Here is a 15725-nt window from a genome sequence, read left to right as displayed (position 1 = left end):
AGCAACAGGGAGAGATGAGATGAAAATCAAGCCTTTTGGCGTTGAGATCTGGATGAATGAATTCGAAAACCATTGCGAGTTCAATCTGGCCGAAACCTGTGTTGCATCTCTGACAATCGAGCAGCTTTTGGAATTGTCTGGCAAGAACTCCGACGTTCTAGATGACCTCAGACCAATGAAGCTGACCTATGGCGCGATCGAAGGGTCTGACCGATTGCGTGATGCGATTGCGACGCTTTACGAGCGGCAAGAGCGCCAAAATATTGTCGTCACACACGGGGCGATTGGGGCCAATGCACTGGTCCATGAAACGCTGGTTGAACCGGGCGACCATGTGATCTCGGTCCGACCGACCTATCAGCAGCATTATTCAATCCCCGAGAGTTATGGCGCCACCGTTGATATCCTTCAGCTGAGGCCGGAAAACGGCTTTTTGCCCGATCTCGATGAATTCGCCAATTTGATCCGACCAGACACGAAGTTGATCGCAATCAACAATCCCAACAATCCGACCGGCGCATTGATGGATGCAGGCTACCTGGAGCAATTCATTGAGATTGCCCGGCGCAGTCAGGCCTATGTGCTGTGTGACGAGGTGTATCGTGGCACCAGCCAAACCGGTGACGGTTTCTGCCCCGCGATTGCGGACCTCTATGAACGAGGTATCAGCGTGGCCGGTATGTCCAAGACCTTTTCGCTGGCAGGATTGAGACTGGGTTGGATCGCAGCGGCAACGGAAGTGCGGGAGGCGGTCTCCATCCATCGCGATTACAACACGATCAGCGTTGGAATGCTTGACGATTATTTCGCCGCCCTCGCGCTGGAAAACAAATCCCGCATTCTGGAGCGCAGCCACAGTATTACCCGCGGAAACCTACAAATCCTTGATGATTGGGTATCGAATGAACCCAGGATTTCTTATGTCAAGCCACAGGCGGGCACCACCGCGTTGCTTAAATACGATTTCGATATGTCGTCTCGCGAATTCTGTGTCTCATTGCTGGAAGAAACTGGGGTGATGTTCACACCTGGCTCAGTTCTGCATATGGAGGGTTGGTTACGTATCGGTTACGCCAACAACCCTGAAATTCTCAAGACCGGTCTTGAAAAGGTCAGCGGCTATCTGAAGCGGCTCGAAGAGAGAGGCGTTCCCTTCGCCATAGAAACCATCAATTGAACGGGTCAACCCAAGAAAAACTCTGGAATGCCATCCAGATCCACCCACGTTTTCTGTCTGCATTTTCTTTTTTAAGTTAACCAGACGGTTCTTTAAAGAACCGTGCAGAAGGCCTCGTTCAAATCCCCGCACGTTTTTCGAATAGCCCCAGGCCCGTATGTAGTCGCCATATTGAAATTGTTGCGTTGTCTTTTGGATCAGTATCATTACGGTGATCGTATTTCTTACTTGGTTCGCACCTTTTTGCCCAACTGTTTGCTTTAATGCGTTCTTGGAGGAACCCAACAATGAATACCAAACCGAAACAAAAGCGCGGTCTAACAGCTTCTGCTGTAATTCTGAGTGCGCTGTTGAACAGTACTGCCTTCGCCCAACAGACCACAGATGCGGTCGCACCCGAAGCAGCCACCGCCGGTGCACTGGATAAACTGTCAGAGCGTGCTGAAGCCGCCTTGGTTAAGCGCGATACTGGGCAGCCCGTTGTCGCTTCAGACTGGATGGTATCGGCAGCGAACCCGTTGGCTGTAGAGGCTGGCGCTCGTGTTTTGTCAGAAGGCGGAACTGCAGCGGACGCCATGGTCGCCGTACAATCTGTACTTGGATTGGTAGAACCTCAGTCTTCGGGGCTGGGAGGTGGTGCATTTCTTGTCTGGTTTGATGCCGAAACTGGTGAACTGACCACATTGGATGGCCGCGAAACCGCTCCAATTGAAGTGAACCCACGCCTGTTTCAGGATGCCGAAGGCGAAAAACGGGGGTTCTATGACGCGGCCATCGGTGGCATCTCGGTCGGCGTGCCAGGCACCCCTGCCCTTATGGAAGACGCGCATCGCCGCTGGGGCAGCGCAAACTGGCCCTCATTGTTTGAGGATGCAATAGACTTGGCCGAAAACGGGTTCACAGTTACGCCCCGCCTTGCAGGTATGATCGAGTGGGATGCTGAGCGACTCAGTCAAGTGCCGTCAACAGCCGCATATTTCATGCCCGATGGCGCAGCACTACAGGTTGGCGACCATCTGCAGAACCAGGCCTACGGGCAAACTCTACGTAGTTTTGCGGTCGAAGGGGCCGATGCATTTTATACGGGTGAAATTGCCGAGGATATTGTGGCAACAGTGCGTGGAGCCGTACGCAACCCAGGGGTTCTTAGCATGCTGGATATGGCAAACTACCGTGTGGTGGAAAGACCTGCGGTCTGCGCGACATATCGGAGCTTTGAGGTCTGTGGTATGGGACCGCCATCATCGGGGGGCCTAAGTGTCGGGCAAATCCTTGGCCATTTGCAACCTTATGATATTGCCGCAATGGGCTCCGAAAGCCCAGAGGCATGGCGTCTGATCGGGGATTCCTCGCGGCTCGCTTTTGCTGATCGTGGGCGGTATATCGCAGACAGCGATTTTGTTCCAGTTCCGGTTGGTGGCCTGCTGGACGAAACCTACCTGAAAGACCGTGCATCGTTACTAGAAGGCCCAGCGGCGCTGGATACCGTCTCACCTGGACAACCCGAGTTCGACCACGCGCTGCTTTGGGCCGACAATATCGATATGTCGATGCCCTCCACATCTCATATTTCAATCGTAGATCGCTATGGAAATGTGTTGTCGATGACCACGACCATCGAAACAGGTTTTGGTTCACATTTGATGACCAAGGGCGGCTTTCTGCTGAACAACGAATTGACCGATTTCTCGTTTGCCACACATAGTGATGGTGTCCCGATTGCAAATGCAGTTGCGCCGGGAAAACGACCAAGATCATCAATGGCACCGACGATTGTAATGCAGGACGGAGAGCCGGTTCTAGCGGTTGGATCTCCGGGCGGGTCACGGATCATCGGTTATGTGGCACAGGCTATTATTTCCGTATTGGACTGGGACATGGATGTCCAAAGCGCCGCAGCCGCTCCTCATCTGATCAATCGGTTTGGCACATATGATCTCGAAGAAGGGACGGATGCCGAAGCCCTGGCTCCGGCGCTGGAAGAAATGGGATTTGAAACCAACAACCGCGCACTGACCAGTGGATTACATATGATCAAAATCAGCCCGACAGGATTGGAGGGCGGCGCAGATCCGCGTCGCGAAGGCATCGCATTGGGCGAGTAATCGCATCGATAATGCAAAGATGGAAAGGCGGCTGATCAACAGCCGCCTTATTAAATCGGACTATCGACTGTCAATAACACATCGCTACGGCGGCACTCAATCGGTAGGCGGCGCCTTATAAACCGGTCGGTTTGGGTCGCCCCCTTGATCAGCGCAACATTCGTACTGAAGAAATTCGATCACTTCCCACAGGCGACTATATTGCGGTACACAACGGAGAATACGCCCTTCACGCTCTTGCGTTATCAAACCCGCGCTAACTAAGCTTGCGATATGATGGGTCATGGATGAATGCGGAATGTCCAGATCTTCTCTGAGAACCCCCACCGGTAGACCTTGGTATCCTGATTTCACCAACCTTTTGAATATCTTAATTCTGTGGCTGTGGCCGAGCTCTTTCAGCACTTTGGCAGCATCATCTATCTGCATTCTCACCTCACAATCTCAATATTACGATATTACCCGTAATACCTTGACACAAGTTTGAATTGTTATTATTTCGATATTTCTAGTAATATAATAGAGTATGACATCATGTCCCAATCAACCCTGACTGCTGTGCAGGAAACACTCAGTATGTTCACCTTCCTCGCCGTTGAACTGACATTGCTTTTTCTAATCATCAGCTATGGCGTCGGCCTGCTGCAGGCATATGTCTCGCCCGCGCGCATTCAAGCCATCCTCAGTTCACGCAATGGTCGTGGCTATGTAATTTCAGCTATGTTGGGTGCAATAACCCCATTCTGCTCGTGCTCCACCATCCCATTTCTGAAAGGACTGCTCAGAGCACGGGCCGGATTTGGGCCGATGATGGTCTTTTTATTCTCCAGCCCTTTGTTGAACCCTATCATCATCGGCTTGTTCGCTGTCACGTTTGGCCTCAAAGTGACCCTGGTCTATTTTGTAATCGCCCTCGGCGTTTCGATATTCGCCGGTTTCGCACTCGAAAAACTTGGCTTTGAACGTTTTGTGGAGCCCGCCGCATATGAGGACCCAGCTCCATCCGCTGGGTGTGGGGCAAGCCGATCGGCCGAGATCAAACCCAACAGCCACTGGGGGCGGGTATGGAAAAGCACCTGGAAAGATTTTAAAACCGTGCTGCCCTATTTGTTAGTCGGTATATTAATCGGATCCATGATTTACGGTTTCCTCCCCACCGATCTGATCACGAAGTATGCCGGGAACGATAATCTGCTAGCAATCCCGATATCCGCCGTAATTGGCATCCCGCTTTACATTCGTGCAGAAGCGGTCATCCCGCTGAGCGCCGCCCTTGCTGCCAAAGGCATGTCTTTAGGTGCTGTAATGGCGCTGATCATCGGTAGTGCTGGGGCAAGCCTAACCGAAGTCATCCTGCTACGTTCTATCTTCAAACTGCCCATGATCGCGGCTTTTCTATTTGTCATTCTGTCCATGGCGATGATTGCAGGTTTCTTCTACGCTTTCACACCGTTGGGCAGCTAGACTTTCGAAAAGTGGACTATTCGAGGCAGTACAGGCACCTACTACTGACTGGCCCAATTAAGCCGCTAATGCATGATCTTACCCTCTGAGCCATCAGCCCAATGACGGGATTCAGCTTAACAGCAAGAGGGTAATATCTTGGCGCAAAGCCCTAATTCGAAGGCAGAACCAATTGAAAAAAATCCTTTTTCAATAGCTTAACGGACGCAATCCAACTTAACTTAGACTGCGGTCTGAAGTTCCTGCCAGCGGTGACAGGAAACGGAATGGCCGGCTTCGCATATCTCCATCTCAGGCTCTTTCTGTCTACACAGGTCTGTCGCAAAGGGGCATCGTGTGTGGAACTGACATCCTGTTGGGCGGTTTGTCGGCGATGGGATCTCACCCTCCAACCGCTGCACTTTTCCTTTATCATCGGGGTCCAGAGAAGGGATCGCCGAGAACAACGCCTTCGTATAAGGATGCCGAGGTGCCTCGAACAACTGCCGCGTCGGGGCACTTTCCATAATCTGACCAAGATACATTACCGCAACATGATCGCAGGTATGTGCGACCACGGACAGGTCGTGGCTAATAAACAGGTAAGTCAGGCCCATTTCATCTTGCAACGACTTAAGCAAATTCAAAATATCGGCCTGAATCGACACGTCCAAAGCCGCGACACTTTCATCTGCAATAACAAACCGAGGTCTGGAAACTAGGGCACGAGCAATCGAAATACGCTGACGCTGTCCACCGGAAAACGCATGTGGGAAACGGCGCAGGTGTTCGATATTGAGCCGACACATCGCGGCCACTTCGCGAACCCGCTCGTCCACCTCATCGCGCGACTTGCAGAGCCCCATAACTTCAAGAGGTTCAGCGATAATGTCGCGCACCGTCATGCGTGGCGACAACGCTGCGTAGGGATCCTGAAAAATCAACTGTGCCCTTCGCCGGTATTCTTTAAGATCTGCTCCGGCCAGATCTCCAAGGTCATAGTTTACTTCGCCATCATCATAATGCGCTGAACCGCCTGTGATCGGTACCGCGTTCAACAGGGCACGACCAAATGTCGTTTTTCCAGACCCGCTTTCACCGACCACCCCAAAGAACGACCCCTTTGGGATGTCTAGAGTAACATGATTAACCGCCTTCAGGACCCGCCTATTGAAGAGTTGGCCACCCACCGGGAAACCAACCGAAAGATCGCGTGTTTGGATTAGGTATTCAGAACTCATTCACTTATCCTTCAGCGCACAAGTGACACGCGGTGCGGTGATTTTCGCCCGTATCAGACCATTGCGGCACAACAGTGCGACAAATGTCGCCGATCACCTTGCCACAACGGGTGTGAAAGACACATCCCGCAGGCCGTTCCAGAGGTGACGGAATATCTCCTGGGATCGGCATAAGCGGTTTCTCCAGGTCATCCAACTGCGGCAGGGCATCGATCAGACCTTTGGTGTAGGGGTGATACGGGTTCCGAATAACTTCGCGCACTGGTCCCTGCTCAATCATCTTACCCAGATACATCACCGCCACTTTGTCAGCGGTTTGTGCAACGACGCCAAGATCATGAGTGATAAAGATAATCCCCATGCCAAACTCAGCCACGAGGTCTTTCATCAAGTCTATTACTTGCGCCTGAATGGTTACATCCAAAGCCGTCGTGGGTTCATCCGCGATCAGCAGCTTGGGTTTGGTCGAAAGGGCCATGGCTATCATCGCCCGTTGCCGCATACCGCCGGACATCTCAAACGCATATTGCCCAAACCGAGTGGATGCGTCAGAGATACCAACCCGGTCCAGCATTTCAATTGATAGCTCTTTAGCCTGTTTGTTGGACAAGTCAGTGTGGATCAACAACTGCTCAACCATCTGGCTACCGACTGTCATCGCCGGCGCAAAACTGGCCATGGGTTCCTGAAAGATCATCGAGATCGACCCACCCCGTACAATTTCCATATCGCGGGGCCGTTTCAGGCTCATGACATCCACTGGGCCGCTATCAAGATGCAAGGTAATCCGACTTTCCGGAGAATAGACCGCATTTCCTGGATTAAGCTTCATCAGAGATTTCGCAGTCACGGACTTTCCAGAACCACTTTCCCCTACAAGGCCCATGACTTCGCCGGGCGCCAGTGAGAAAGACACATCATCTACCGCAGTGATCAAACCTTCGTCGGTCTTAAATTGCAGCGTAAGATTTTCGACGTCGATCAGGCTCATTTGCGGGACTCCGAATATGGATCAGCGGCATCACGCAATCCATCACCAACGAAGACGAAAGCCATGACCAGAGCGATGAAGAAAAAGACCGGAATAAAATACCAATGATAGTTCAATAAAACGTCCGCCTTGGTCACGTTCTGGAGCATTACACCCAATGAATTGACCGGATCCTTAAGCCCTAGCCCAATAAAACTGAGAGCCGTCTCGGACAGGACAACATACGGAAATGAGATCACCAGATCGACGATGATATAGCTGGTAAAGCTGGGAAGGAGATGTCGCCGAATAACGTGCCCTGCAGATGCTCCGCAAAGTTGAGCCGCCAAAACATATTCCTGATTACGCTCGGTCAGCAGATGCGTTCGCACCCTTCGCGCCAGCGTCGGCCACCCGACCAATCCCAGTATCAGGGTAATAACAAAAAATCGGGTCTCAGCCGACCACTCGGGCGGAATAAAGGCCGCAATAGCCATAAAGAGCGGGATCGAAGGCACCGTCCTGACCGCGTCGGTAATCATCTGGATCACGCTGTCAATCGCGCCACCGTAGTAGCCAGCAATCCCCCCGATCATCAGCGCAAGAACGAATGAGATAACAACGCCCAATGTTCCCACCTGAAGCGACGTCCAGACAGCATGAAGCGTACGTGAGAAGATATCCTTGCCCGCACTATCAGTTCCGAATAGGTGAACGTATCCTTGCTCCATACCGAACAAATGGATGTTGCCAGGGATAAATCCGAATAGCTTGTAGCTATCGCCCTTTACGAAGAACTCCATATAGCGGCGTTCATCCTCATTGACCTTCTCAACCCATCGAAAATTTGTCGCCAATGATCGTTCGCGTGTCACAGTGTGCAGGAACGGACGTATGGAACAGCCATTCTTGTCGCAGAATTTCGGGATCTGAGGTGCCCCATTCAAGTAATCCTTATCCCGCCCAGCGACTGTCGGATCATAGGGTGACAGGAATGGTGCAAATAGACCTGAAAGGATCAACACAACCAGCACTGTAGCGGCAATCATGGCCGCACGTTGTTTTTTGAATCTGGCCCAGATCAGTTGGCGCTGTGAAGCCGTAAAGTAAGCTTCTTTTGCCTTCTGATCGTCAATTTTCGTAGACGTTTTTGCAGACATGGGCGTTACCTCAGAATGCTCTTGCGTACGCGCGGGTCAATTACAGCCAACAGGATGTCGGTCGCGAAGTTCAGCGTGACGATGGCAGCCGTCAGCAGGAATATGATCGCACCAGCCAACTGCTGGTCATTCGACCGTGCCAGCGCCTCAAGCAGTAGAGATCCAGCTTCGGTGAGTGTCAGGATCAGGGCCACAATGGGCAGTTCATTGAAGATACGGTTCAGGTCGAAGCCAAGCGAGTTGACGATCGGCCCCAGCGCATGGCGTGCGGGATAGCGCCATAAGAGTCGGCGGCCATATATCCCGCGCGCGGCAGCGGCGGTCACGTAAAGCTTGCCGATCTCGTCCGACATCAGTGCACGAACGGTTTGCAGAGCAAATGCGGTTGCCGACCATCCCAGAATGAATATCGGCAGCCAGGCATGCTTCAAAAGATCCACAAACTTGGCCCATGACCAGGGCGCTTCACGATATTCAGGGCTGAACAGGCCGGTCAATGTCTCTCCGAAATACACGGTGGAAAACAACATCACCATTAACGCCAGCAGAAAGTTCGGCATTGCCAGACCCAAATAGCTGACCAGTCGCAGGGAATTGTTGAGGAAAGCGTTCCTTGACGCCGCTGAGATAATGCCAACCGGGATTGCGATCATATATGCCAGTGTCAAAGAGCCCAAGCAGATCCACAAAGAGATCCAAAACTTGTCACCTAGAAGTTGCGCGATATTGACGCGCAAAATGCAGCTATCCCCGAAATCACCGCGGAAAGCGCCGCTTAACCAAGTAGCCCAACGTACCAGAAAAGGACGATCAAGCCCCAGCCTTACCCTCTCAGCCTCGATATCAGCCAATGTAATGGCCGAGCCTTGCGTGTTTTTGTAAGCGAGATAGCGTTCAGCACAATCACCCGGCACAAGCTCCATCAGTGTAAAAACGATGAGCGAGACCAACACGAGAGTAACCACAGCCATCACTGCGCGCGTGGCGGCAAAGCGAGCGAATTGGAGCATTTCTTAGTTCCTGGCTAGCATGTGGAAAGGGGCGCTGACGCCCCTAACCGTTGTCTTAGATTGAAACGCCTATCACTCCGACAGCCACCACTGGGCAGGGCGGTACGGATAGGTTCTATAGAACTCATAGGACTGCGTTTTGAATTCAGTGAAGTTCTGCAGGTTGTTCGAATGATAGATCGGGGCCGGAGCATTAACTGTACCAATGAACAGCATCTCCCCAGTCATGATCTCGACCATCTTCTGCGCAGCGTCGACCGAGGCGTCTGATCCGGGCGCACTGGATTGGTAGGTGTCCAATGCCGCTTTCAGATCAGCAACCCAAGCTGGTGGTTCCACACCATTTTCCCCATTTGAACTGATGTATTCCGCCCACAGCATACCGGTACGCACGTCGAAATACCCGTCAAACGGCGGCACCCAGATTTCACCATCGCCAAGAACCGAACCGGCTGGCTGGCTTTTGAGCCACATGCCCATGTCCAGAGTGTTTGCCGATTGCGCAGCACGAAATTCATCCGAGGTAACCTCTTTGATTGCCGTGTTTACGCCCACATCTTTCCAGTTCTGTGCGATCAGTTCCACCAGCTGAGCCGATGCGGATTGCGTCGAGAACTGCCAGTCCAGCACAAACGGATCACCGTTTGGCAAATCGCGGAAACCGTCTCCGTTCTGATCAACAAGGCCAACTTCATCCAGAAGAGCATTTGCACGTTCCTGATCAAAGTTGATCTCGTAGTTCGACCACTTTTCGTCGATGAAATCCGGACGTGGAGAAAAACCAATATACTGTGTTGGCTCACCAAGACCGAATGCGGTTACCTCATTTAGCTGATTGCGATCCATCGCAACCGACATCGCTGTTCTAAAACGAATGTCATTGAAGATCGCTCTTTTAGCTTCATCCTCAGCAGTAACGTTGAACGTCAGCACCGGGTAGCCAATTGCCGGCTTCACTTCTAAAGTGTAGTTCCCGCTTTCCTGACCTTCCAACAGAACCGGAGCAGATGTCAGGTTTACGCCCTGCGACTTGTAATCCACCTCACCGTTCAACAGTTTAAGGTTCCGCACCTCTTCATCTGGAACATAGGTCTCATCCATCTCAGAGATATAGGGCAGCTGGTTTCCTGCCGTATCCACCTGGAAGAAATATGGGTTCGCAACGTAGTGGCGCCCCTCAGTGCTTTCCTTGACCAGAATGTGGCTTTCCAATGTTGGCATCGCATCCTTGGGCAGACCTGCCAGTTTATCTCCCGCGGTCAGCATCGGAGATGGCGTGTCCATCCAGTCGGAATTACCGTAATAAGCTTTAATCAGCTCATAACCGTTCTCATATCCAAGTGCTTGTGCATTGGCGTCCGCATTTGCATCCAGAGCCGGATGGAACTGTTCAAAGAAATGCTTTGGCTGGAAGGGCTGAACATACGTGAATGAGAACGTCTCGGTCAGACCCGGCTTCGGCGCGGCCAGCGTAAAACGAACGGTAGTATCGTCCAGCGCCTCAACCTTCATCGGTTCACCACCTGCCAGCGCGTAGTCCTTCGCTTCGGCTATAACGTTGGTGTCCATCATCAGGTTATCATACCAAAAGACAACATCTGCAGATGTAAATGGCGCGCCATCCGACCATTTGTGACCTGAACGCAGATGAACCGTCAGCTCGGTGAATGCGTCATTCCATTCCCAAGACTTCGCAACATTGGGCACTAAGGTTTGCAAGTCGTCGGAATAACGGAACAGATTGACGTGGCGCACGGACAAAAAGTCGGATGTACCGCTTTCCGTAGCGTTGGACAGCGCGTCCAGCTGGCCGCCATACTGACCAATGCTGTCGTAGGGTACGATAACCAGTGGATCAGCTGGCAAACGATCCGCAACTGCCGGTAGGGCTTCGTTGCCTCGGATCATGCCGTTGAGGTCTGCGATAGATGGGTTTTCCGAAAATCCAAGCGTACAATTTCCTGCGGACTGGAATTCAGACAGATCAAATTGCTGAGGATATGCCCCATCCGTCAGGCCTTGCATATCTGCCACCGTAGCAGTCGGACAATTTGCCCAGGCAGCACTTCCAAGAGTCGCAAGTGCGGCTCCGGACATCAAAAGCTTCTTCATGATAACCTCCCTAAAGATAGCTCTGTTTCTTAGTTTTCTTCATCTATGGCGGCATTGGCATCAGCTGCACTTGCGCCATTGCTGGTTCCACCCCTTTCAGAAGCGACGTGGACCCTGACCCCAGCCTCATGCAGAGCCGAACCAAAGTTGGCGGGTGGGGCAATATCTGTGACCAGATCAGTCACTTGATCAAACCGACAAGCGATATTGGCCGCTCGCGCTCCAAATTTTGTGTTGTCCGTTGCGACAATCGTACGGGCGGTGTTGTCCAAAAGCGCACGTGTCAGCTCGGCTTCCAGCAGATTCGAGGTCAGCACTCCGCCTTTCAGAGACAAGGCATCAGCACCACAGATAATGGCGTCATAGCTATACTGACACGCCAGTTGCTCGGCGGCACGCCCAAAGCTTCCGCGTTCTGAGCGGATGACTTCGCCTCCGGCTAGAATGGCGCGCGTACCGTTGTGATCTGCCAAAGATGCGATAACCGACAACGAATTGCTCACTACCAAAAGGTCCTTATGATCGCGGAGCTGTTCTGCAACATGCGTCATGGTCGAGCCTACCGAGACGAATATCACCATTCCATCTTCGATGATCTGGCTGACCCGATTTGCAATAAGGGTCTTCTCTTTCGCATTATGTTCGAGCGCCCCAGAGAACATTGGTGTGTCCTGCGCTCGCGACAGATACGTCCCTCCGTGAACACGTTCGACCATGTTTTCGCGTGCGAGCGCTTTGACAAGACGGCGAACGGTTTCTTCGGACACATCCATGACCTGGGCGATTTGGGTGTTGCGTGCAGAGCCGCCCAACCGTGCCAACACGTCAAGAAGCTCCCGCCCTCGATGTGGTATGTTTCCACTATCATCGTTCATTTTTTAACTTCGCCATAATTCCACTTATAAATCCACAAAAAAAGTAATAGTTTTGTGACAATTTTGGTTTTTCATAAAAATATATATCCAATTCAAACATAAACGGTCACGCCATCAACTGCCCAACGGGCGAGTCATTACGGCACAAAATGATTGTTGTATTACTTCCTGACAGCTCAGGATGCCAAAGCGATCAATGCCACGCCGACAGCCATAATGATTGCAGCCATGATTCGACGGACCGGGTGACCTTCACCAAGCAGCAAATACCCAATCAGAGCCGCAAATATCACGGACGTTTCCCGCAAAGCCGAAACGGCACCAAGAGGCGCAAAGTTTTTTGCATAGAGGACAAGACCGTAGGCTGTCATCGAAACGAATCCACCCGTGAGCCCGATAACCCATGTCTTAGCAGGTAACGTCAACATCGCCCTGCCACGCCTGATGCCAACAAAAGCCGCTATGAAAACATGCAACAGAGAGTGCCAAGCCCAGTACCCAAGCGTATTTTCGGACAGGCGCACTCCGACACCATCGACAAGCGAATAGGCTGAAATACACACTCCGGTTCCTAGGGCAAATCCCAATGCCGCGCGGCCAACGCCCTGACGTAACGCCGCCCAGCTAGATAGCTGAATAGCCCCCGCGATCAGCGCTATGCCCAACCACGCTTGTGCGGGCAGTACCTCACCCACAAAGAGCATTGCCCAAAGCGAAACCAATGCAGGCACGATGCCGCGCGCAATCGGGTAAACCACGCTGAGATCGCCATGTTTATATGCCTGACCGAGCATATAAAAATACCCGAAGTGGATCACTGTTGATCCCAACAAATACGGCCAGCTTTCAATGGCTGGAAATGGCAGATAGGTCACCAAGATCAGGCCCGGGAAAACATGCCCAAGCGCGACCAGCCCCAACGTCACTGTTCGGTCACCGGCTGCCTTAACGATCGTATTCCAAGCGGCATGCAAAACTGCCGCCGCAAGGATAATTATGATGATACCCGTACTCAAATGACGCGTATCAAATCAGCGCATTAAACAGGTGGCGCAAATTTTCGCGTGTCAGTTCCACTGGATTGCCACCACAAGACGGGTCAGAGATTGCCCCTTCCACAAGCGCATCCATCTTGTCTGCAGTTACGCCCATTTCGGACAACTTTCGCGGAATATCAAAACCGTCATTGAAGTCCTGCACAAAGCTCTGAAAGCCCTCAAATCCCCCATCAATACCCAGATAACCAGCCGCCAGATTAAAGCGATCGCGAATGACGTCCGCATTGAACTTGAGAACCTCCGGCATGCACACAGCATTTGTGGTGCCGTGGTGAGTGTTAAAGATCGCGCCGATCGGGTGACTCAAGGCGTGAATAGCACCTAGTCCCTTCTGAAAGGCCGTGGCCCCCATGGCGGCTGCACTCATCATATGGGCCCGTGCCTCAAGGTCCGTACCGTCTGCATAGGCCCGCGGCAGATTGTTGATGACAAGGCGCATGCCTTCCAGCGCAATACCCTGACTCATCGGATGGTAATGTGGCGAGGAGTACGCTTCAACACAATGAGCAAAGGCGTCAAGACCGGTGCCAGCCGTAATGAACTTAGGCATGCCAACGGTCAATTCCGGATCACAAATCACAACCGAGGGCAAAACTTTCGGGTGGAAGATGATTTTTTTGACGTGGGTTTGTGAATTCGTGATGATGCTCGCACGGCCAACTTCAGAACCCGTACCCGCAGTGGTTGGTACCGCAATGATGGGCGCAATTACATCGGCATCCGCACGTGTCCACCAATCGCCCACATCTTCAAAATCCCAGATCGGACGCGTTTGATTGGCGTGGAATGCCACCATCTTACCGAGATCAAGACCGGACCCGCCGCCAAATGCAATGACCCCATCATGGCCACCCTCTTTGTAGGCGTCCACACCCGCCGCCAGATTCAACTCTGATGGGTTCGGATCCACATCAGAAAACAAACCGCGACCAAGACCGTCCGCTTCCAGGATATCGAGCGCGCGTTCCGTGATCGGCAGATTGGCCAAACCTTTATCCGTCACCAATAGCGGGCGTTTTATTCCGAGATCCTTGCAGGCACCCGCCAACTCAGAAATGCGCCCAACGCCAAATTTGATCGCGGTCGGATAAGACCAGTTTCCCGTGATGCTCATTCTCTCACCTATTCAAGTCAAAGGGTGCATGCACCCAACATGTGATGTCTGCGTTGCCACAGAGATTATTTGGTCACCTTTTTCAGGTGATAGCTCTTTGGTCGGGTTAAGTTGTGATAACCAATGACCGACAATCCGCCGCCACGTCCGGTGTTTTTACAACCCGTCCAGCAAAGCCCGGGATCAAGATAATCTGCCCGGTTCAAGAATACCGTGCCTGTCTCGATCCGATCACCTATATGGGCTGCCCGGTCGACGTCCTGCGTCCAAAGACTTGCTGTCAGCCCAAATTCGCTGTCATTCATCAAAGCAACGGCTTCATCGTCTGAAGACACTTTCATGATGCCAACAACTGGGCCAAAACTCTCGTCACGCATGACGCGCATATCATGATTGACGTTTGTCAAAATCTGCGGCGTCAGATACGCGCCACCATCATCTTCGGCAAACAGATCGATATGCGCGACAGCTCCATCTGCGAGAGCCTCTGATATCTGCGCCCGGACTTCTGCAGCAAACCGCAAATTAGCCATTGGCCCGATCGTCGTCTCAGCATCTAAGGGATTGCCAAGCTTGTATCCCTTTACAATCTCGACGGCCTTCTCAACAAATTGATCATAGAGACTTTCATGCACATAGATACGTTCGATGCCGCAACAGCATTGGCCCGAGTTGAACATCGCACCATCGATCAGGGTATCAACCGCAGCGTCCAGATCGGCATCCTCCATCACATAGCCCGGATCTTTTCCTCCAAGCTCGGTCCCGACCCCAGTAAAGGTTCCTGCGGCAGCTCTCTCCATGGCAATACCACCACCGACAGAACCTGTGAAGTTTACAAAATCAAACGCATTGCCTGCGATCAGATCATTGGTCACTTCATGGGTTAGGAAAACATTCTGGAATACGTCTTCCGGCACACCCGCAGAATGAAATGCTTGCGCCATACGTTCCCCGACAATCAGTGTCTGAGTTGCGTGTTTCAGCAAAACCGCATTGCCCGCAATCAGTGCCGGAGCCACCGTGTTGATCGCGGTCATGAACGGATAATTCCAAGGGGCTACAACAAAAACCACACCGTGCGGAACACGCTTTATATAGCGTTTGAAGGTCGCATCCTCGCCCACTTCGATATCAGCAAGGCTTTCCGAGGCAATAGATGCCATGTGGCTGGCGCGTTCATTGAAGCCACCAAACTCGCCACCATAGCGCACCGGGCGGCCCATCATTTTTGCGATTTCAGGAACGATTTCATCATTCATTGCCCCGACAGCGGCAACCCCTGCCATAACCAAATCGATCCGCTCTTGTAGCGGGCGCGAAGCCCAAACTGCCTGTGCGCCTCGGGCTCGCTCTGCCGCAGCAAAGGCCTCATCCCGTGACAGAGCCACACGTTCTGCAAATACCGACCCGTCAATCGGTGAGATACATTTCAAAACCTGATCCATGCCAGTTCTCCA

Annotated in this window: 13 protein-coding genes; 3 read left to right on the top strand and 10 right to left on the bottom strand. The window is 52.3% G+C overall.

Annotated elements, in window-relative coordinates; translation table 11 throughout:
- Nucleotides 1–19: 19 nt before the first annotated feature.
- Nucleotides 20–1177: an aminotransferase gene (locus tag ACR0IU_RS06700; RefSeq protein ID WP_480715698.1), complete on the top strand. Its 1158-nt coding sequence runs from the start codon at nucleotides 20–22 to the stop codon at nucleotides 1175–1177.
- Nucleotides 1178–1464: 287 nt separating this feature from the next.
- Nucleotides 1465–3282 (top strand): gamma-glutamyltransferase, encoded by a 1818-nt coding sequence (ggt, locus tag ACR0IU_RS06695; protein ID WP_480715697.1) that lies wholly within the window; start codon nucleotides 1465–1467, stop codon nucleotides 3280–3282.
- 96 nt (nucleotides 3283–3378) lie between these two features.
- Here the strand turns inward: ggt and ACR0IU_RS06690 are convergent, their stop codons facing one another.
- The gene (locus tag ACR0IU_RS06690) at nucleotides 3379–3711 is read right to left on the bottom strand and encodes an ArsR/SmtB family transcription factor (RefSeq protein ID WP_480715696.1); all 333 of its coding nucleotides are present in this window, start codon (nucleotides 3709–3711) and stop codon (nucleotides 3379–3381) included.
- A gap of 54 nt (nucleotides 3712–3765) precedes the next feature.
- Here ACR0IU_RS06690 and ACR0IU_RS06685 point away from each other — a divergent pair, with 54 nt between their 5' ends.
- Complete coding sequence (locus tag ACR0IU_RS06685; protein ID WP_480715695.1) at nucleotides 3766–4746, top strand: permease; 981 nt, start codon at nucleotides 3766–3768, stop codon at nucleotides 4744–4746.
- A gap of 221 nt (nucleotides 4747–4967) precedes the next feature.
- On the opposite strand, the gene ACR0IU_RS06680 is transcribed toward ACR0IU_RS06685, so the two are convergent.
- From ACR0IU_RS06680 to ACR0IU_RS06640, 9 genes are all read right to left on the bottom strand, one after another.
- A complete protein-coding gene (locus ACR0IU_RS06680) occupies nucleotides 4968–5966 on the bottom strand; it encodes an ABC transporter ATP-binding protein (protein ID WP_170781972.1) in 999 nt (332 codons plus the stop codon).
- A 4-nt stretch (nucleotides 5967–5970) separates the two neighbouring features.
- A complete protein-coding gene (locus tag ACR0IU_RS06675) occupies nucleotides 5971–6957 on the bottom strand; it encodes an ABC transporter ATP-binding protein (protein WP_480715694.1) in 987 nt (328 codons plus the stop codon).
- Nucleotides 6954–8096, bottom strand: a complete 1143-nt coding sequence (locus ACR0IU_RS06670) for an ABC transporter permease (RefSeq protein WP_260027172.1) — start codon at nucleotides 8094–8096, stop codon at nucleotides 6954–6956. Before ACR0IU_RS06670 ends, ACR0IU_RS06675 begins: the two co-directional genes overlap by 4 nt.
- Before the next feature lie 5 nt (nucleotides 8097–8101).
- On the bottom strand, nucleotides 8102–9106 hold the full coding sequence (locus tag ACR0IU_RS06665; RefSeq protein ID WP_010443435.1) for an ABC transporter permease: 1005 nt from the start codon (nucleotides 9104–9106) through the stop codon (nucleotides 8102–8104).
- 72 nt (nucleotides 9107–9178) lie between these two features.
- On the bottom strand, nucleotides 9179–11218 hold the full coding sequence (locus ACR0IU_RS06660) for an ABC transporter substrate-binding protein (protein WP_480715693.1): 2040 nt from the start codon (nucleotides 11216–11218) through the stop codon (nucleotides 9179–9181).
- A gap of 29 nt (nucleotides 11219–11247) precedes the next feature.
- Entirely contained in the window at nucleotides 11248–12093 is an 846-nt protein-coding gene (locus tag ACR0IU_RS06655) for a DeoR/GlpR family DNA-binding transcription regulator (protein WP_170781969.1), read from the bottom strand.
- A gap of 176 nt (nucleotides 12094–12269) precedes the next feature.
- Nucleotides 12270–13109, bottom strand: a complete 840-nt coding sequence (locus ACR0IU_RS06650; RefSeq protein ID WP_010443432.1) for an EamA family transporter — start codon at nucleotides 13107–13109, stop codon at nucleotides 12270–12272.
- Nucleotides 13110–13119: 10 nt separating this feature from the next.
- Nucleotides 13120–14265: an iron-containing alcohol dehydrogenase gene (locus tag ACR0IU_RS06645; protein ID WP_480715692.1), complete on the bottom strand. Its 1146-nt coding sequence runs from the start codon at nucleotides 14263–14265 to the stop codon at nucleotides 13120–13122.
- 65 nt (nucleotides 14266–14330) lie between these two features.
- The gene (locus ACR0IU_RS06640) at nucleotides 14331–15713 is read right to left on the bottom strand and encodes an aldehyde dehydrogenase family protein (RefSeq protein ID WP_170543783.1); all 1383 of its coding nucleotides are present in this window, start codon (nucleotides 15711–15713) and stop codon (nucleotides 14331–14333) included.
- Nucleotides 15714–15725 lie beyond the last annotated feature (12 nt).

It is taken from the genome of Ruegeria sp. CL5 (genome assembly GCF_056536485.1).
Note: the sequence above shows the minus strand (reverse complement) of the source record. Positions and strands in the feature narration are given on the sequence as shown.

Excerpts from the sequence above, each read along its gene's own strand:
- ACR0IU_RS06655 (WP_170781969.1), bottom strand. The coding sequence starts at position 12,093 with ATGAACGATGATAGTGGAAACATACCACATCGAGGGCGGGAGCTTCTT.
- ACR0IU_RS06660 (WP_480715693.1), bottom strand. The coding sequence starts at position 11,218 with ATGAAGAAGCTTTTGATGTCCGGAGCCGCACTTGCGACTCTTGGAAGT.
- ACR0IU_RS06680 (WP_170781972.1), bottom strand. The coding sequence starts at position 5,966 with ATGAGTTCTGAATACCTAATCCAAACACGCGATCTTTCGGTTGGTTTC.
- ACR0IU_RS06670 (WP_260027172.1), bottom strand. The coding sequence starts at position 8,096 with ATGTCTGCAAAAACGTCTACGAAAATTGACGATCAGAAGGCAAAAGAA.
- ACR0IU_RS06690 (WP_480715696.1), bottom strand. The coding sequence starts at position 3,711 with ATGCAGATAGATGATGCTGCCAAAGTGCTGAAAGAGCTCGGCCACAGC.
- ggt (WP_480715697.1), top strand. The coding sequence starts at position 1,465 with ATGAATACCAAACCGAAACAAAAGCGCGGTCTAACAGCTTCTGCTGTA.
- ACR0IU_RS06645 (WP_480715692.1), bottom strand. The coding sequence starts at position 14,265 with ATGAGCATCACGGGAAACTGGTCTTATCCGACCGCGATCAAATTTGGC.
- ACR0IU_RS06640 (WP_170543783.1), bottom strand. The coding sequence starts at position 15,713 with ATGGATCAGGTTTTGAAATGTATCTCACCGATTGACGGGTCGGTATTT.
- ACR0IU_RS06700 (WP_480715698.1), top strand. The coding sequence starts at position 20 with ATGAAAATCAAGCCTTTTGGCGTTGAGATCTGGATGAATGAATTCGAA.
- ACR0IU_RS06675 (WP_480715694.1), bottom strand. The coding sequence starts at position 6,957 with ATGAGCCTGATCGACGTCGAAAATCTTACGCTGCAATTTAAGACCGAC.
- ACR0IU_RS06665 (WP_010443435.1), bottom strand. The coding sequence starts at position 9,106 with ATGCTCCAATTCGCTCGCTTTGCCGCCACGCGCGCAGTGATGGCTGTG.